Origin of the sequence: Streptomyces sp. NPDC050147 (assembly GCF_040660195.1) — a bacterium.
Classification (GTDB): Bacteria; Actinomycetota; Actinomycetes; order Streptomycetales; family Streptomycetaceae; genus Streptomyces.
On sequence record NZ_JBFALJ010000019.1, the window covers coordinates 59,300 to 76,150 of the forward strand.

15 protein-coding genes are annotated in these 16,851 nt (G+C 69.9%); 11 read left to right on the top strand and 4 right to left on the bottom strand.

Annotated elements, in window-relative coordinates; genetic code table 11:
• The first annotated feature begins 15 nt into the window (after positions 1-15).
• The 3 genes from AB0I94_RS26725 to AB0I94_RS26735 all read left to right on the top strand — a co-directional run bounded on the left by AB0I94_RS26725 (position 16) and on the right by AB0I94_RS26735 (position 2,529).
• Positions 16-1,086: a low specificity L-threonine aldolase gene (locus AB0I94_RS26725; RefSeq protein ID WP_363312314.1), complete on the top strand. Its 1,071-nt coding sequence runs from the start codon at positions 16-18 to the stop codon at positions 1,084-1,086.
• 86 nt (positions 1,087-1,172) lie between these two features.
• Positions 1,173-1,766: a transglutaminase domain-containing protein gene (locus tag AB0I94_RS26730; RefSeq protein ID WP_363312204.1), complete on the top strand. Its 594-nt coding sequence runs from the start codon at positions 1,173-1,175 to the stop codon at positions 1,764-1,766.
• Between the two features lie 55 nt (positions 1,767-1,821).
• Positions 1,822-2,529, top strand: coding sequence for a phenylalanine--tRNA ligase beta subunit-related protein (locus tag AB0I94_RS26735; protein ID WP_363312205.1), 708 nt, complete (start codon positions 1,822-1,824; stop codon positions 2,527-2,529).
• A gap of 5 nt (positions 2,530-2,534) precedes the next feature.
• Here the strand turns inward: AB0I94_RS26735 and AB0I94_RS26740 are convergent, their stop codons facing one another.
• Complete coding sequence (locus AB0I94_RS26740; protein WP_363312207.1) at positions 2,535-3,263, bottom strand: lysophospholipid acyltransferase family protein; 729 nt, start codon at positions 3,261-3,263, stop codon at positions 2,535-2,537.
• A gap of 229 nt (positions 3,264-3,492) precedes the next feature.
• Between AB0I94_RS26740 and AB0I94_RS26745 the strand changes: the two genes are divergently transcribed.
• From AB0I94_RS26745 to AB0I94_RS26760, 4 genes are all read left to right on the top strand, one after another.
• Entirely contained in the window at positions 3,493-3,846 is a 354-nt protein-coding gene (locus AB0I94_RS26745; protein WP_363312315.1) for a thioredoxin family protein, read from the top strand.
• A gap of 156 nt (positions 3,847-4,002) precedes the next feature.
• Positions 4,003-4,512, top strand: a complete 510-nt coding sequence (locus tag AB0I94_RS26750) for a flavin reductase family protein (RefSeq protein WP_363312208.1) — start codon at positions 4,003-4,005, stop codon at positions 4,510-4,512.
• Between the two features lie 230 nt (positions 4,513-4,742).
• Positions 4,743-5,528, top strand: a complete 786-nt coding sequence (locus AB0I94_RS26755; protein ID WP_363312209.1) for an electron transfer flavoprotein subunit beta/FixA family protein — start codon at positions 4,743-4,745, stop codon at positions 5,526-5,528.
• A gap of 58 nt (positions 5,529-5,586) precedes the next feature.
• A complete protein-coding gene (locus tag AB0I94_RS26760) occupies positions 5,587-6,549 on the top strand; it encodes an electron transfer flavoprotein subunit alpha/FixB family protein (RefSeq protein WP_363312210.1) in 963 nt (320 codons plus the stop codon).
• Positions 6,550-6,610: 61 nt separating this feature from the next.
• On the opposite strand, the gene AB0I94_RS26765 is transcribed toward AB0I94_RS26760, so the two are convergent.
• Positions 6,611-7,507, bottom strand: a complete 897-nt coding sequence (locus AB0I94_RS26765) for an endonuclease/exonuclease/phosphatase family protein (RefSeq protein WP_363312211.1) — start codon at positions 7,505-7,507, stop codon at positions 6,611-6,613.
• Between the two features lie 219 nt (positions 7,508-7,726).
• Between AB0I94_RS26765 and AB0I94_RS26770 the strand changes: the two genes are divergently transcribed.
• On the top strand, positions 7,727-9,019 hold the full coding sequence (locus tag AB0I94_RS26770) for an aldolase/citrate lyase family protein (protein ID WP_363312212.1): 1,293 nt from the start codon (positions 7,727-7,729) through the stop codon (positions 9,017-9,019).
• 75 nt (positions 9,020-9,094) lie between these two features.
• The gene (locus AB0I94_RS26775; RefSeq protein ID WP_363312213.1) at positions 9,095-10,789 is read left to right on the top strand and encodes a serine/threonine-protein kinase; all 1,695 of its coding nucleotides are present in this window, start codon (positions 9,095-9,097) and stop codon (positions 10,787-10,789) included.
• Positions 10,790-10,824: 35 nt separating this feature from the next.
• On the opposite strand, the gene AB0I94_RS26780 is transcribed toward AB0I94_RS26775, so the two are convergent.
• On the bottom strand, positions 10,825-11,811 hold the full coding sequence (locus AB0I94_RS26780) for a LacI family DNA-binding transcriptional regulator (protein WP_363312316.1): 987 nt from the start codon (positions 11,809-11,811) through the stop codon (positions 10,825-10,827).
• A 235-nt stretch (positions 11,812-12,046) separates the two neighbouring features.
• On the opposite strand from AB0I94_RS26780, the gene AB0I94_RS26785 reads away from it, so the two are divergent.
• Positions 12,047-13,012 carry an ROK family protein gene (locus AB0I94_RS26785; RefSeq protein ID WP_363312214.1) on the top strand — a complete coding sequence of 322 codons (966 nt, stop codon included), beginning with the start codon at positions 12,047-12,049 and terminating at the stop codon, positions 13,010-13,012.
• A 143-nt stretch (positions 13,013-13,155) separates the two neighbouring features.
• On the opposite strand, the gene AB0I94_RS26790 is transcribed toward AB0I94_RS26785, so the two are convergent.
• Positions 13,156-15,297 (bottom strand): NPCBM/NEW2 domain-containing protein, encoded by a 2,142-nt coding sequence (locus tag AB0I94_RS26790; protein WP_363312216.1) that lies wholly within the window; start codon positions 15,295-15,297, stop codon positions 13,156-13,158.
• A 267-nt stretch (positions 15,298-15,564) separates the two neighbouring features.
• Here AB0I94_RS26790 and AB0I94_RS26795 point away from each other — a divergent pair, with 267 nt between their 5' ends.
• Positions 15,565-16,833: an ABC transporter substrate-binding protein gene (locus tag AB0I94_RS26795; RefSeq protein WP_363312217.1), complete on the top strand. Its 1,269-nt coding sequence runs from the start codon at positions 15,565-15,567 to the stop codon at positions 16,831-16,833.
• Positions 16,834-16,851: the final 18 nt, after the last annotated feature.

The window sequence follows — 16,851 nt, forward strand, 5'->3', positions numbered from 1 at the left end:
CGCGACAGAGAAGCCGTGAACCCTCCGAAGACCGACGCACGCCGCCACCACGATCCGGATGTACGGGGGTTCGCGAGCGACAATTACGCGGGCGCCCACCCGGAGGTGCTCGCCGCCATCGCTCTCGCCAACGGCGGTCACCAGATCGCGTACGGCGAGGACGACTACACCGCCAACCTCCAGCAGGTCATCCGCGGTCACTTCGGTCCGACTGCCGAGGCGTTCCCGGTCTTCAACGGCACGGGGGCCAACGTCGTCGCGCTCCAGGCGATCACCGACCGCTGGGGCGCGGTGATCTGTGCCGAGTCCGCGCACATCAACGTGGACGAGGGCGGCGCCCCCGAGCGCATGGGCGGCCTCAAGCTGCTCACGGTGGAGACGCCCGACGGCAAGCTCACGCCCGAGCTGATCGACAAGCAGGCGTTCGGCTGGGACGACGAACACCGGGCGATGCCGCAGGTCGTCTCGATCGCGCAGAACACCGAACTGGGCACGCTCTACACGCCCGACGAGATCCGCGCCATCTGCGACCACGCGCACGGACTCGGTATGAAGGTGCACCTCGACGGCTCGCGGATATCCAACGCCGCCGCGTCGCTCGACGTCCCCATGCGGACGTTCACGAACGCGGTCGGCGTGGACATCCTGTCCCTGGGCGGCACGAAGAACGGCGCGCTTTTCGGCGAGGCCGTCGTCGTCCTGAACCAGGACGCCGTCAGCCACATGAAGCACCTGCGCAAGATGTCCATGCAGCTCGCCTCCAAGATGCGCTTCGTCTCGGTGCAGCTGGAGGCCCTGCTCGCCAAGGACCTGTGGCTGCGCAACGCCCGGCACGCGAACGAGATGGCGCAGCGCCTCGCCGAGGGGGTCCGCGCCGTCCACGGCGTGGAGATCCTCTACCCGGTCCAGGCCAACGCGGTCTTCGCGCGGCTGCCGCACGACGTGAGCGAGCGACTGCAGAAGCAGTACCGCTTCTACTTCTGGGACGAGGCGGCGGGCGACGTCCGCTGGATGTGCGCGTTCGACACGCGCGAGGAGGACGTGGACGGCTTCGTCGCGGCGCTCAAGGAGGAGATGGCGCGGTAACGCCTCTCCGGAAACAACTGCATAGGTATGCGATCGACCGTAAAGCTATTGACGTGCGGTCGATCGCATTTCTATGCTCCTGTGGCATGCAGCTGATCCAGGAAAACCCTGACCTGTCCGCCTACTTGGCCGCTGACGAGGTCATCGACCACCATCACCCGCTCGTCCGCGAGACGGCGGCGCGCCTCGCCGCCGATGCCGCCGATTCATACGCATACGCTCAGGCCGCCTACGAGTTCGTGCGGGACACCGTTCCGCACTCCGCCGACAGCGGCGATCCGCGCGTGACCTGGCGCGCCTCCGACGTCCTGGAGCAGGGCACGGGTATCTGCCATGCCAAGGCCCACGCGCTGGCCGCGCTGCTGCGGGCCGAGGACATCCCCACCGCCCTCTGTTATCAGCGACTGGCGTACGACGCGGGCACCGGGTACTGCGTGCACGGCCTCGTCGCGGTCCGGTTCAACGGCGCCTGGCACCGACAGGACCCACGGGGAAACAAGCCCGGCGTCGACGCCCAGTTCTCCCTCGGTGGTGAGCGGCTGGCCTTCATGGCGGATGTCGAGTCCAGTGAGGTGGACTATCCAGTACTCTATGCTGCACCACACGCGGTAGTTCTCCGCGCCTTGAAGAGCGCACCGGACCGGCCGTACCTGTGGGAGCACCTCCCCGACGCGCTCTGAACCGCGGCCCGGAACCGTGCGCCTACACCGCCATACCCCCGACGCAAGGCAGCCGATGACCTTCCAGATCACCGTGACCGACGAAGTGCGCGCCCTCGCGCCCGGCTTCACCCACGTCGCCATCGAGGCCCACGGACTCGTCAACGGGCCCAGCACCGACGAGACCTCGGCCCTCCTCGACGACGCCGCACGCCGCCTCGCGGAGCGGCTCGGCGGCCGCGCCCCGCACGAGGACCCCCACATGGTGGCCTGGCGCGCGGCGTACACCGCCTTCGGCGCGAAGCCGTCCCGCACCCGCAACTCCGCCGAGGCGCTGGCCAAGCGCGCACTCGCCGACGGCGGTCTGCCGCGCATCAACACCCTCGTCGACGTCTACAACGCGATCAGCGTGGCCCACCTGATCCCGGTCGGCGGCGAGGACCTGGACCACATCAAGGGCGGCATGCGTCTGCTGCGGGCCGACGGCACCGAGGACTTCGTCACCATGGCCGCGGGGGAGCGGGCCGTCGAGCACCCGGACGCGGGTGAGGTGGTCTGGTGCGACGACGAGGGCGTCACCTGCCGCCGCTGGAACTGGCGCCAAGGGCCGCGCACCCGCCTCACGGAGGAGTCGATCAACGCCATCTTCCTGCTCGAGGGGATGGGGCCGGACTCCGGCGTCGAGGAAGCGGGCGCCGAGCTGGCCGAACTCCTTGCGAAGTTCAGCCCCGGCGCGCGGCTCACCGTCCACGCGCCGGAGCGGGCGTCCGAGCGCCCGGAGTAATCGATTCAGCTCGCCTCGGCGGCCTTCACCTCGGCCGGCGTCGGCGCGGTGCCGCCGAGGTGCGCCGGCATCCACCACGTGTCGTCCGGGCCCTTGGGGCGTACGGGATAGGCGCGCTGCGCTGCCTCGAGGAGCTCCTGGCAGCGCTCGCGAAGCCGCCGCGTGATCGCGCCCGCGAACTGGTCCTTCGGAGCCTCCACCGGCTCGCCGACCCGGATCGTGATCGGGATGTGGCTGCGCTTGAAGTTGCGCGGCTGCCCCTTGGTCCACAGCCGCTGCGTGCCCCACAGCGCCATCGGGATCAGCGGGACGCCGGCCTCCTGGGCCAGGCGCGCGGCGCCGGACTTGAAGGTCTTCAGCGTGAACGACGGGGAGATCGTCGCCTCGGGGAAGACGCCGATGATCTCCCCGGAACGCAGCGAGTCGAGCGCGTGCTGATACGCGGCCTCACCCTGCTTGCGGTCGACGGGGATGTGCTTCATCCCACGCATCAGCGGACCGGAGATCTTGTGCCGGAACACCGACTCCTTGGCCATGAAGCGCACGAGGCGCTTCTGCGGCAGGGCGGCGAGACCGTCGAAGATGAAGTCGAGATAGCTGATGTGATTGCTGACCAGCACCGCGCCGCCGGTGCGAGGGATGTTCTCCGACCCCTTGCAGTCGATCTTCAGGTCCCATGCCTTGAACAGCGTTTTAGCGGCACCGATGACCGGACGGTAGACAAGCTCTGCCATGGGTGGGGAGGGCCCTTCGTGTCTGCCATGGGAGGGGGCTCCCGGCGGGAAGTTACGCAGCCGTAGGTTTTTCGGCGTTGCGCAGATCGTGCCCCAAGAACGGACGGCTGACCACCCATCGTTCCCCGCGAGCGCGAGATTCTCGTCACGTCGGGAATGCATCCGGGCGCCCGGACGCTGAAGGCGGGGACAGTTGGATCATGAGGCGGGACGGGAGGCTGACGTGCGGATACGCGAGGCGGGGGTCTGGATCGACGCGTCCGTGGCGGGCGCGTGGGCGGGGCAGGAACTGGGGGAGCGCGCCACGCTCGTGCAGTTCTCCAGCGCCTTCTGTCAGCCGTGTCGCGCGACGCGCAGGGTGCTCGCCGAGGTGGCCGAAATGGTCCCCGGTGTCACGCATGTGGAGATCGACGCCGAGGCCGAACTCGATCTCGTACGGGAACTGCGCATCCTCAAGACGCCGACCGTGCTGGTGCTCGACGCGGACGGACAGGTCGTGCTGCGCGCGACCGGCCAGCCGCGCAAGGCCGACGTGATCGCCGGCATCGGCAAGGCCGTCTTTCACATCGCGGAACGGATTTGACTGCGCCCGACACCTGTCGCCAGCCTGCTCCCATGCCTCCGGAGCTCCTTCTCTACGAGCGCGTCCACGTGGACCTCGCCCGTCATGCAAGTGCGCGCTGTCCGGGCTGCTGAGCAGCCACGGAACCGCTCGTACCTCCGGCAGAAGGACACTTCCATGACGGCCACCCCCGATCTCCGCACCCCACAGCTCGCCTCCCCCGACCTCCTGCGCTCCGTCTTCCGGCAGCACGCGGCGGGGGTCGCGGTGATCACCGCTCAGGGCCCCTCCGGGCCTGTCGGCTTCACCGCCACCTCGCTCGTCTCGGTCTCCGCCGAGCCGCCGATGCTCTCGTTCGGCATTGGTACGGGGGCCTCCAGCTGGCCCGCGGTCTCGGAGGCCGAACACGTGGGCGTCCACATACTCGGCGAGCACCAGCTCGACCTCGCCACGACCTTCGCGCGCAGCGGCGCCGACCGCTTCGGTGAGGGGACACGCTGGTACGAGGGGCCCGAGGGAGTTCCCGTGCTCGACGGCACGCTGGCCTGGCTGGTGTGCAGGGTCGTGGCGCGGGTGCCTGCCGGTGACCACCGGATCGTCCTCGCGGAGGCGGTGGTGGGCGACCCCGCGGGCGCCGGCCGTCCCCTGCTTTACCACCAGGGCCGCTTCAACGCTCTGCGCGACTGAGGGTTCCCGAATGACCCGCTCTGGGCCCGATTACGGAGCGTTGGGAAGGTCACAGTTCAAAGCGCTTGCTTAGTGGGAATGTACTGGGTGTACTGGCGAGTAATATTCTGGTCGGAGCGCGGGCCGCCCCGACCGGGATCCGCCCCTTCAGGCGCCTATGCTGCCTGCAAGAAGGCAGTGGCCAGAGCAAGGCAGCAGCCCAGCAAAGACGATGCAGTAGGAGAGCCGGCGTGAGCTTGAGGATCGTTGTCACCGTGAAGTACGTGCCTGACGCCACCGGCGACCGGCATTTCGCCGATGACCTGACCGTCGACCGGGATGACGTCGATGGCCTGCTGTCGGAGCTGGACGAGTATGCGGTCGAGCAGGCGTTGCAGATCGCGGACGAGGCGGATGACGCGGAGATCACCGTGTTGACGGTGGGTCCGGAGGATGCCAAGGACGCGTTGCGCAAGGCGCTGTCGATGGGCGCGGACAAGGCCATCCATGTGGAGGACGAGGATCTGCACGGCACGGACGCGCTGGGTACGTCGCTGGTTTTGGCCAAGGCGATCGAGAAGGCCGGCTACGACCTGGTGATCTCGGGGATGGCCTCGACGGACGGCACGATGGGTGTGGTGCCCGCGCTGCTGGCCGAGCGTCTGGGTGTGCCGCAGGTGACGCTTTTGTCGGAGGTGTCGGTGGCGGACGGTGTCGTCAGGGGCCGCCGCGACGGGGATGCCGCTTCCGAGCAGCTGGAGGCCTCGCTGCCGGCGGTGGTGTCGGTCACCGACCAGTCGGGTGAGGCGCGCTACCCGTCCTTCAAGGGGATCATGGCGGCGAAGAAGAAGCCGGTGCAGGCCTGGGACCTCTCCGATCTGGACCTGGAGGCCGAGCAGGTGGGTCTGGAGGGTGCCTGGACGAAGGTCGACTCGGCTACCGAGCGTCCCGCGCGCACGGCGGGCACGATCGTCAAGGACGAGGGCGAGGGCGGCAAGCAGCTCGCCGAGTTCCTCGCGGGCCAGAAGTTCATCTGAAGCTTCGGCTCCCCCCTTCCATCCCTCATCCCTCGTACCGCAGGAGAGAAGAAGTCTCATGGCTGAAGTTCTGGTCTATGTCGACCACGTGGACGGTGCCGTCCGCAAGCCCACCCTGGAGCTGCTGACGCTGGCCCGCCGCATCGGTGAGCCCGTCGCCGTGGCGCTGGGCAACGGCGCCGCCGACACCGCTGCCGTGCTGGCCGAGCACGGTGCGGTCAGGGTGCTGACCGCCGATGCGCCGGAGTTCGCCGACTACCTGGTCGTGCCGAAGGTGGACGCGCTGCAGGCCGCCTGTGCGGCCGTGTCCCCGGCCGCCGTGCTGGTGCCCTCCTCCGCCGAGGGCAAGGAGATCGCCGCCCGGCTGGCGGTGCGCATCAAGTCGGGCATCATCACCGACGCCGTCGACCTGGAGGCCTCCGAGCAGGGCCCGGTCGCCACGCAGTCCGCGTTCGCCGCGTCGTACACCACCAAGTCCCGTATCACCACCGGCACCCCCGTCATCACGGTCAAGCCCAACAGCGCCGCTGTGGAGGCCGCTCCGGCCGCGGGCGCCGTCGAGGCGCTGGCCGTGTCCTTCTCCCAGGCCGCCACCGGTACCAAGGTGACCGCGCGCACCCCGCGGGAGTCGTCCGGGCGTCCGGAGCTGACCGAGGCCGCGATCGTGGTCTCCGGCGGGCGTGGCGTGAACGGGGCGGACAACTTCCACCTCATCGAGTCGCTGGCCGACAGCCTGGGTGCGGCCGTGGGCGCCTCGCGCGCGGCGGTGGACGCGGGCTGGTATCCGCACTCCAACCAGGTCGGCCAGACCGGCAAGAGTGTTTCCCCGCAGCTGTACATCGCCTCGGGCATCTCGGGGGCGATCCAGCACCGGGCGGGCATGCAGACCTCCAAGACGATCGTGGCGATCAACAAGGACGCCGAGGCCCCGATCTTCGACCTCGTCGACTACGGCGTGGTCGGCGACCTCTTCGACGTCGTCCCCGCCCTCACCGAAGAGGTCAACACCCGCAAGGGCTGATCTCATCGACTTGCATGAGGCCCTTGTCCCGCGTCGCGCGCGGGGCAAGGGCCTCGCTGCGTCACAGGCTCAGTGACGCCTGCACCGGCAGATGGTCGCTCGGGAACTGTCCGCCCTTCGAGAAGGTGTTGATGGCCGCCGAGTGGACCCGCACGTCGGGTGTCGCCAGGATCCAGTCGATCCGGTCACCGTCCGGCACCAGCGGCCTGTAGCCGTGGAAGGTGGCGTACGCCTTGCTGCGCTCGTCCGCCGCGTCCCAGGTGTCGACAAGACCGGCGCCCAGCATCGTGTCGTAGACCGGGTTCTTGTGGGCCGCGACATTGAAGTCCCCTGTGACCAGGAGCGGCAGGGACCGGTCGAGGCGGGGGATCCGTTCGGCGATCAGATTGGCGGCACGCGCGCGTGCGTACTGACTCGCGTTGTCGAGGTGGGTGTTGAGGACGTACAGCTCGGTGTCCGTGCGCAGGTCCTGGAAGCGGACCCAGGTGACCATGCGGATGGAGCCGCCGCCCCAGGTGTTCGACCCGATGACGTCCGGGGTGTCGGAGAGCCAGTAGTGGTCGTACTCGATCGGCGCGAGTCTGCGGGTGTCGTAGAAGACGCTCATGAACTCGTTCCGGCTGCCGCCCGCCCGGCCGGTGCCGATCCAGTCGTAGTGCGGGCCGAGGTCCTCCGCGATGTCCCGTACCTGCTGGTAGAGGCCTTCCTGGGTGCCGATGACGTGAGGGCGCGCGCGGCGCAGCAGTTCCCGGGTCACCGGGCGGCGGTCGGCCCAGGTGTTGGGCGGCGTGGTGCTCGCGTAGCGGAGGTTGAACGACATCACCTCCAGGCGGCGCCCCGCGCGCTCCACCGCGTGGACGGGCGAGGCGGCCAGCGCGGTGGTGAACAGGGGCACGGCCACCGCGGCGAGCGCGGTCTGCAGGCCGAAGCGGCGCGTTACTCGGGTGTCATTCGGCACGCGGTCTCCTTCAGTGGGTGGCGGTCAGGATGAGGTGCGGGCACGCGAGTGCGGAAGCAGGATCTGAGACACGGATGAACGGACGAGGTCCGGCAGACGAGAGGGTGTTGACCAGCGGGAAGGTCGCCGGATAACTTCGCCATACGGATTGTTGATTCCGTGAAGCGGAAACATTGAGTGGGCTGGGTGTGCGGCCCCGAGCGTGTGGAGGGTGCAGGAATGGGTCAGCAAGAGAAGGTGGCGACGAGCCTCGCGGGCGCGGTCAGCGAGGGCATCAGCGCTTCCCTCGCCCCGGTGGACGCGGAGCTCGAGCGCCGCTACCCCGGCGACCCGGGCACCCGCCAGCCGGTCCACACCGTGTACGTCCCCGGTGAGCTCTTCGGCGCCGACACCATCCGTAACTGGGGTGACCAGGCGCTGAAGGCCCTCGACGAGCACGCGCCGGACGCCGCCTCCTTCGCGGCCGTCCTCGGCCTCGCCGACGACCTGGCCGCGCCGGTCTACGACCGCGTGCGCGCCAAGCTGGAGCGCGAGCCGATCGAGGATCTGCGCATCGACTTCGAGGACGGCTACAAGGGCGCGGACGAGGACCAGGACGCCGCCCGCGCGGCCCGCCTGATCGCCGAGGCCTACAAGAACGGCACGGCCGCCCCGTACATGGGCATCCGCATGAAGTGCATGGAGGAGGCGGTGCGCGACCGCGCCATCCGCACCCTCGACATCTTCCTGTCCGGCCTCATGGAGGCGGGCGGGCTGCCCGACGGCCTCGTCCTCACGCTGCCCAAGGTCACGTACCCCGAGCAGGTCACCGCCATGGTGCGCCTCCTGGAGGAGTTCGAGAAGGTACGCGGCCTGGAGCCCGGCCGGATCGGCTTCGAGATCCAGATCGAGACCAGCCAGTCCATCCTCGCCACCGACGGCACCGCCACCGTGGCCCGCATGATCGGCGCCGCCGAGGGCCGCGCCGCCGGCCTGCACTACGGCACCTTCGACTACAGCGCCTGCCTCGGTGTCAGCGCCTCCTACCAGACCAGCGACCACCCGGCCGCCGACCACGCCAAGGCGATCATGCAGGTCGCCGCGGCCGGCACCGGCGTACGCGTCTCGGACGGCTCCACCAACGTCCTGCCGATCGGCACCACCGAGAAGGTCCACGACGCCTGGCGGCTGCACTACGGCCTCACCCGCCGCGCCCTGGCCCGCGCCTACTACCAGGGCTGGGACATGCACCCCGGCCACATCCCCACGCGCTACGCCGCCGTGTTCGCCTTCTACCGCGAGGGCTTCGAGCAGGCCGCCGCGCGCCTGTCCGCGTACGCCGCGCACCGCGAGGGCGGCGACGTGGCGGACGAGCCGGCGTCGGCCAAGGCGCTCGCCGGGTACCTGCTGCGCGGCCTGGACTGCGGCGCCCTCGACGTCGGCGAGGTCACCCGGCTCACCGGCCTGACACTGGCTCGCCTGCAGAGCTTCTCGGGCCCGCGCCGCGGGGACCTCACACCGCACGGCAAGTAACTCCCGGCACGCGCTGTCACCCCTGCCCCGTAGTCTGTGAGCCACGCACAGTGGTGTCACAGGAACGGGGCAGCGGTGGCTTCGGGGGATCAGGAACAGACGGGCGGCGTCGGGCGCCTGCTCGCCGGGCGCTATCGCGTGACCGCGCAGCTCGGACGCGGCGGCATGGGCGTCGTATGGCGTGCCGTCGACGAGGTGCTCGGCCGCGAGGTCGCCGTCAAGGAACTGCGGACGTACACGGACGCGGCCGGGCCCGAACTGGCCGACCTGCGCGTACGGATGCAGCGCGAGGCCCGCGCGGCCGCCCGGGTGCGCCACCCCGGAGTGGTCGCCGTGCACGACGTCGCGGAGGTCGACGGGCGGCCCCTGATCGTCATGGAGCTGGTCGAAGGGCCCTCCCTGGACGACGTCCTGCGCGAGAGCGGCACCCTCGACCCCCGCGCGGCGGCGGCCATCGGCGCCAAGGTCATGGAGGCCCTCGCCGCCGCCCACCGCGCCGGAGTCCTGCACCGCGACGTCAAGCCCGGCAACATCCTCCTGGAGACCGGAGGGCGCGTCGTCCTGACCGACTTCGGCATCGCCACGATGGACGACCCCGCAGACGGCTCCGCCACGCACCTCACGCGCAGTGGCGAACTCGTCGGCTCCCTGGACTACTTGGCGCCCGAACGCGCCCAGGGCCAGGACCCGGGCCCCGCGTCCGACGTCTGGGCCCTGGGCGCGACGCTGTACGCGGCGGTCGAGGGCGCGTCCCCGTTCCGCCGTACGTCGACGTGGTCCACGCTCACCGCGATCGTCACCGACCCGCTGCCCGAGCCGCTGCGGGCAGGTCCTCTGACCCCCGTCCTGCAGCAGCTGATGCACAAGGACCCGCAGGCACGCCCGGACGCGGAGCAGGCGGCACGGGTCCTCGCCGACGCGGCGGGGGGCGCCGTCACGGCCGCCGCGCGCGAGCCCGCGCCGCGGCCGAGGGAGGCCACGGAGCGGAGCATCCCCAGCGCGCCGCCGCCGGGCTTCGGGCCGCCGCTCGCCACGTCGCCCCCGCCGGCCCACCCCTCCGGACCGGCGGCCACACCGCCCGCCGGGCGACGACCGCGCCGCGGCCGTGCGCTGCTCGCCGCCGTGGCCGTGGCCGTCGTCCTTGCCGCCACCGGCGTCACCGTCGCCCTCCTCAACGGCCAAGGGGACAGCGGAAGCCAGGCCCAGCGGCCCGCCTCCTCCGGGGACGCGGCCGAGCCGGAGTCCGACAGCAGCCGTGGCGCGCTGGACGGCACCGACGGCCCCAAGCCCTCGAAGCAGGGGGACGAGAAGACCAGGAAGCCGGACGCGAAGCCCTCCACCGGCAAGGACGACGACCCCAAGTCCACGGACAGACCGGCGGCCCGCCCCAAACCCTCCACCAAGCCCTCCGGCGACGGCGGCGCGACAGGCGGCGGTTCTGACGGCTCCGGCGGCACGACGGACGGCGGTGGCGATCCGGCCCCCGAGCCCGCCTGCCACGCCGCGGGCGGCGGCAAGTACGACTGCTCGGTCTGGCGTACGGCGACGTCGTACACCGCGTCGGGCGCCGAGGCGGGCGTGCTGAACGCGGGCACGAACTACTTCTACTGCCAGCAGAACCTGGGCCGCCGCGAGACGCACGGCGAGTGGACGAACGTCTGGTGGGCCAAGACGGACGACGACAGCGGCAACACAGGCGTCTTCATCAGCGACGTCTACATCAAGGGCGGCGACAACGACGAACCGCTGCCCGGCCTCCCGGTCTGCTGACCGTGATCGCGACGCCAACCGCCACCCCCTGACCGTCAGCCCGCGGGCGGCAGTTCGCCCGATCCGCGCTTGATGAGCCGCGTCGGGAGTTCGATGCGCTCCGGGGCGTCCGACGCGCCGTCCAGCTGACGGAACAGGCGCTCCGCGGCGGTCCTTCCCAGCTGTGCGGCGTCCTGGGCGACGACGGTCACGCCCGGCTGCAGCAGGTCCGCGAGCTCGATGTCGTCGAAGCCGACGAGGGCCACGGGACGGGAGAGCCCGGCCAGGACCCGGACGACGGTCACCGTCACGCGGTTGTTGCCCGCGAAGATCGCCGTGACGGGGTCGGAGCCGCCCAGCATCGTCCTGGTGGCCTGCTCCACGCGGTCCGGGGCGGTGGGCCCGAGGGACATCCACTCGTCCTCGACGGGGATGCCCGCGTCCTCCATGGCGGCGCGGTACCCGCGCAGGCGCTCTATGGCGGTGTGGATGCGCGGCTGGTCGCCGATGAAGCCGATGCGGCGGTGGCCATGGGCGATGAGATGGGCGACGCCGTCGCGCGCGCCGCCGAAACTGTCGGAGAGCACGACATCGGCGTCGATCTTTCCGGCGGGCCGGTCGACGAAGACGGTAGCGACACCGGCGGCGATCTCCGGCTCCAGATAGCGGTGATCGTCACCGGCCGGGATGATCACGAGGCCGTCGACCCGCCGCGCGCACAGCGCGAGCACCAGTTCCTGTTCCCGGTCCGGGTCTTCGGCGCTCGAACCGTTGATGAGGAGCGCGCCGTGGGCACGGGCCACCTCCTCCACGGCGCGGCTGAGCGGACCGTAGAAGGGGTCGGCGAGGTCTTCGAGGACCAGGCCGATGCTGGCCGTGCGGCCCTTGCGCAGTACGCGCGCGCTGTCGTTGCGCCGGAAGCCGAGCGCGTCGATGGCCTCCTGTACGCGGCGCTCGGTGTCCGGGGTGACGCCCGCCTCGCCGTTCACCACGCGGGAGACCGTCTTGAGGCCGACTCCGGCGCGGGCGGCGACGTCCTTCATGGTCGGACGGTTGCCGTAGCGGGATTCGGGTCGCTCGGGTCGGCTGGCGGTCTCGGCCACGGTGCGCTGTCCTGTCGTCGACGAAGGTGAGCTGGAAGTGGTGCTTTAGTGATGTGGCGTCGAGCATAGAACCTGGACAACGTTGTCAGATGCAAGAGAGACTGTCCATCACATTCTCCGGCCTGCCCTTTCACCAGGAGAGCGGCCTGCCCTTTCACCAGGAGATCTGACACTGATGCACACGGACCTCGTCGCCGCACTCGACATCGGCGGCACCAAGATCGCCGGCGCCCTGGTGGACGGGCGTGGCCGGATCCTGCTGCGCGCCCAGCGGCCCACGCCCGCGCGCGAGGACGGCGACACCGTGATGCGGGCGGTCGAAGAGGTCATCGGCGAGCTCACGCGGTCGGCGATGTGGGGCAGGGCGCGCGCGGTCGGCATCGGCAGCGCGGGCCCCGTCGACGCGTCGGCGGGGACGGTCAGTCCCGTGAACGTCCCGGGATGGCGCGGCTACCCGCTGGTCGAGCGGGTACGAGCGGCGACCGGCGGCCTTCCGGTCGAGCTGGTCGGGGACGGCGTCGCGATGACGGCGGCCGAGCACTGGCAGGGCGCGGCTCGGGGGCACGACAACGCCCTGTGCATGGTCGTGTCCACGGGAGTCGGGGGCGGACTGATCCTCGGGGGCAAGCTGCACCCCGGTCCCACCGGGAACGCGGGGCACATCGGTCACATCAGCGTCGACCTGGACGGCGACCCCTGCCCGTGCGGGGCACGCGGGTGCGTGGAGCGCATCGCCAGCGGGCCCAACATCGCCCGGCGTGCGCTGGAGGGCGGGTGGCGGCCGGGGACCGACGGCGACACGTCCGCCGCCGCGGTGGCCCTCGCCGCACGCGCCGGGGACCCCGTGGCCGTCGCCTCCTTCGAACGGGCGGCGCGGGCGCTCGCCGCGGGGATCGCCGCCACGGCGACCCTCGTCGAGATCGACATCGCGGTCATCGGGGGCGGGGTGGGGAAGGCGGGGAGCGTGCTCTTCGACCCGCTGCGACGCTCCCTGAAGGAGTACGCCACGCTCTCGTTCGTACGTCAGCTGACCGTGGCCCCTGCCTTGACGGGGACGGATGCCGGGCTGGTGGGGGCCGCTGCCGCGGCGCTCATGCAGGAGGAAAGGGGTGCGGAGCTGCGGCCCGCTGTGGGGAGTTGACCGCTCCTTGCCCGAGGCTTCGCCTTCCGTGGCCGGGGGCCGGACCGAAGTGCTTCGGCCCGGCCCGCGGTTCATGGTCCACGCGAATCAGCGGTCGAATCGGCGGTCAACGGCCCACGAGGCTCGGCCCGTCGCCGCGGTTCTCAGCAGCTGAGAACCGGCTCCGCCCAGTCGGCGTGGTCGGAGTCCCTGCCGTCACCGCCGTCCGTGACGACGAGGCGCACCACCTGGGCGCCGGACACATCGGCCGAGAGGCCTTGCGCGGCATCGGCGTTGGTGAGGACGCCGGTGGACGCGGCCTTCTCGCCGTCCGCCCAGATCTCGAAGACGACCGTCCCCTTCTCGCCCTTCTCGTCGTCCACGCCCACCCGCGCGGTGACCTTCTCGCAGGACGCGCCGGTGTAGTACTCGACGGCGCTGTCGGCGTGCACCCCGAGCCCCTTGTCGTAGACGGTCCCGCCGATGGTGAGCGGATTGCCGTCGCCCGCCTCGCTCTCGCCGTTGCTGGTGTCCTTCTCGACCGGCCCCCAGCCGTTGACCGTCGACATCCAGGGCAGATCGCTGACCGCCGAGTCGCCCGCGGGCGGCGCCACGACGACATGCGCCGTCAGTGGCAGAACGGTCTCGGAGCGGGTGCCCGCGGGGGAGCGGTAGGTGGTCCTGAGCGTGAGGTCGTACGCACCTGGGGCCGTGCCCCGCGGTGCTGTCACCGACCACGACGTACTCAGCGTCTTGTCCGTAGGCAGGGAGCTCGCGGCAGAGGGTGATGTCGCCTCGATCCGCCAGCCGGAGGGGCCGGAGAAGGTCGCGGACACCTTCCGCGCGGGGGTGCGGCCGAGGTTGGTGACCTTCGACGTCAGCTTCGTGGATCGGCCCGCTTCCACCAAGAGGTCGCCGTCCAGGCCGAGTTCGACGGCGGGCGGGTTCTTGGCCCACTTGCCGTCCGCCGAGACGCGCAGCAGTACGGTGCCGTGCGCGGGGACGGTCGCCGAGATCTTGCCCGCCGTGTTGTAGCTCTTGTGCTTCCACAGGTCCCGCAGCGTGTATCCGTCGGCCTCCGGGAGCCCGACAGCCTTCGCCGACGTGGCGATCGACTGGGCGGTGCCCGTCTCGTTGAAGAGCGCCACCGCCCGGCTGCCGTCCTTCATCTCCTTGGCGACGACCCAGCGTCCGCCCTCCGAGGACAGCACCTCGCCCTGCTTGCCCAGCGGGTCCTGGTCGACGGCGATGACTTCCTTGTTGCCGATGATCTCGAAGGTCTCGGGCGTGGCCTTGCGCAGGTCGGAGCCGATGAGCAGCGGTGAGGCCATGATGGACCACATCGAGAAGTGCGTGCGGTACTCGGTGTCCGTCATGCCGCCGTTGCCGACCTCCAGCATGTCCGGGTCGTTCCAGTGGCCCGGGCCCGCGTGCTCGGCGAGCGGCAGGTTCTGCTTCATGATCGACAGCATCGACGACCAGTTGTCGCTGATGTCGCCGGTGGTGCGCCACAGATGGCCCACGTCCGCGGCCCACTCCCAGGGCTTGTTCTGGCCCCACTCGCAGATGCTGTAGACGATGGGGCGGCCGGTGGCCTTCAGCGCGTCGCGCATCGCGATGTACCGCTTCTTGGCGTCGACGCCCTGGTTGTTGCAGTTGTCGTACTTGAGGTAGTCGACGCCCCAGTCGGCGAACTGCCGCGCGTCGCTGACCTCGTGGCCGAGCGCCCCGGGGAAACCGATGTCGCTGCAGGTCTTGGTGCCGGCGCTGGTGTAGATGCCGAACTTGAGCCCCTTGTCGTGCACGTAGTCGGCGACTGCCTTGATTCCGTTGGGGAATCGCTTGGGGTCGGGCACCAGCTTGCCGTTCGCGTCCCGCTCGGGCAGCGCCCAGCAATCGTCGAGGTTCACGTACTGGTAGCCGGCGTCCTTGAGGCCCTTCTCGACGAAGATGTCCGCGATCCCCTTGACCATCGATTCGTCGAACTCGGCCCTGCAGTGCGTGGAGTTCCAGTTGTTGAAGCCCATGGGCGGGGTGAGGGCGAGGTTGCCGGGAAGCTTCGCGGCGGCGCTTCCGGGCGGCTTGGCCCCGACGCTTTCGGGGAGCTTCGCCCCGGTGGTGGAGGGCCTTGCGGCCACGCTCCGGTCGCCTGTGTCACTCGCGCCGCCCGCGCCGTTCCCGCCGCCCGTTTCGCGCGCCGCCGCCGGAGCCGCGAGACCCGCGGCGGACAGCAGTGCTGCGGCCAGCGACCCGACGACTCTTCGACGCGTGGTGCGGGACGAGATGCGGAATGAGAGTGGACGCATCGTTACATTCCTCCGTACTCGCAGAAGTTGGGGGCTGCATGTACGTGTCAGAGGTGCGCGCTTACGTTAGGCCGTGTTGGACTCTGTTGGAAGAGGGGCCGTAACGGTTCGAGTACCCGGACGCCGAAACCCTTGACTGCGGTGGCGCTTGGGAGTGGGATCGCAACCCTTGCGTTCGGTTGTGTTCGTTTGCACCCCGAGGAGGGGGACATGGCACAGTCATCGTTCACGGGTCCTGCCACGCCTCGCAGCGTGTCAGGACATCGGATGTCCCGACGGAACGTCCTGCGTGGTGCCGCCGCCGGAACCGGAGCGGTCACCCTTCCGGCCCTGCTCACTGCCTGTGGGGACGGCCCGGGCGGCAGCAAGGACGAAGTGTCGATGGGGTCCAATTCCTCGGACGCGGTGCCCAAGAAGGCGTTCGCCGCCGCCTTCGACGCCTATGAGAAGAAGTCGGGGAAGACCGTCAAGGTCAACACGACAGAGCACAACGAGTTCCAGCAGAACATCACGCGCTACCTGCAGGGAAGCCCGGACGACGTCTTCATGTGGTTCGCCGGCTACCGCATGCAGTACTTCGCCGAGAAGGGCCTGCTGACCGAGATCAGTGATGTCTGGAAGGGATTCAAGGGCTTCTCGGACGCGCTGCGGGAGCAGTCCACTCACGACGGCAAGCAGTACTTCGTGCCGTTTTACTACTACCCATGGGCCGTTTTCCACCGCAAGAGCCTTTTTGAGAAGCAGGGCTACGAACAGGCCAAGACGTGGGACCAGTTCATCGCGCTCGCCAAGAAGACGAGCAAGGACGGCATACCGGTCGCCTTCTGCGACAAGGACGGCTGGCCGGCCATGGGCACCTTCGACTACATCAACATGCGCCTCAACGGATACGAGTTCCACAAGAGCCTGATGGCAGGCGAGGAAGCCTGGACCGACCCGAAGGTGAAGAAGGTCTTCGACCTGTGGCGTGAACTCATGCCGTACTACCAGAAGGGCGCCCTCGGCCGCACCTGGGAAGAGGCGGGCCAGGGGCTCCAGCAGCGCAAGACCTCCATGGCCGTCTTCGGGATGCCGCACCCGGGCCAGCAGTTCCCGGCGGACGAACGCGACGACATCGACTTCTTCGCCTTCCCCGAGATCGATCCGGCGCACGGTCAGGACGCGGTGGAGGCGCCCATCGACGGATTCCTGGTGGCGAAGAAGTCGAAGAACGTCGACGGCGCCAAGGAACTCCTGAAGTGGCTCGGCACACCGAAGGCCGAGGACGTCTACTTGGCCGGTGACCCCAACAATGTCGCGGTCAACGACGGCGCCGACACCAGTAAGTACAGCCCGCTGCAGAAGAAATCAGCCGAACTCGTCGCCGGCGCCGCGCAGATATCCCAGTTCCTCGACCGGGACACCCGGCCCGACTTCGCGCAAACCGTCATGATCAAGGCGCTGCAGGACTTCATCGACAACCCCAAGGACGTCGACGGCCTGGTCAACAGCATCGAGCGCCAGAAGAAGGACATCTTCTCCTCCGACGTCAGCTGAGTAGCGAGGGATCGCGCC

What these genes read in the sequence shown, in the direction of transcription:
- AB0I94_RS26730 (WP_363312204.1), top strand. Translation starts at nt 1,173, where the DNA reads ATGCAGCTGATCCAGGAAAACCCTGACCTGTCCGCCTACTTGGCCGCT.
- AB0I94_RS26735 (WP_363312205.1), top strand. Translation starts at nt 1,822, where the DNA reads ATGACCTTCCAGATCACCGTGACCGACGAAGTGCGCGCCCTCGCGCCC.
- AB0I94_RS26740 (WP_363312207.1), bottom strand. Translation starts at nt 3,263, where the DNA reads ATGGCAGAGCTTGTCTACCGTCCGGTCATCGGTGCCGCTAAAACGCTG.
- AB0I94_RS26750 (WP_363312208.1), top strand. Translation starts at nt 4,003, where the DNA reads ATGACGGCCACCCCCGATCTCCGCACCCCACAGCTCGCCTCCCCCGAC.
- AB0I94_RS26760 (WP_363312210.1), top strand. Translation starts at nt 5,587, where the DNA reads ATGGCTGAAGTTCTGGTCTATGTCGACCACGTGGACGGTGCCGTCCGC.
- AB0I94_RS26770 (WP_363312212.1), top strand. Translation starts at nt 7,727, where the DNA reads ATGGGTCAGCAAGAGAAGGTGGCGACGAGCCTCGCGGGCGCGGTCAGC.
- AB0I94_RS26780 (WP_363312316.1), bottom strand. Translation starts at nt 11,811, where the DNA reads ATGAAGGACGTCGCCGCCCGCGCCGGAGTCGGCCTCAAGACGGTCTCC.
- AB0I94_RS26785 (WP_363312214.1), top strand. Translation starts at nt 12,047, where the DNA reads ATGCACACGGACCTCGTCGCCGCACTCGACATCGGCGGCACCAAGATC.
- AB0I94_RS26790 (WP_363312216.1), bottom strand. Translation starts at nt 15,297, where the DNA reads ATGCGTCCACTCTCATTCCGCATCTCGTCCCGCACCACGCGTCGAAGA.
- AB0I94_RS26795 (WP_363312217.1), top strand. Translation starts at nt 15,565, where the DNA reads ATGTCCCGACGGAACGTCCTGCGTGGTGCCGCCGCCGGAACCGGAGCG.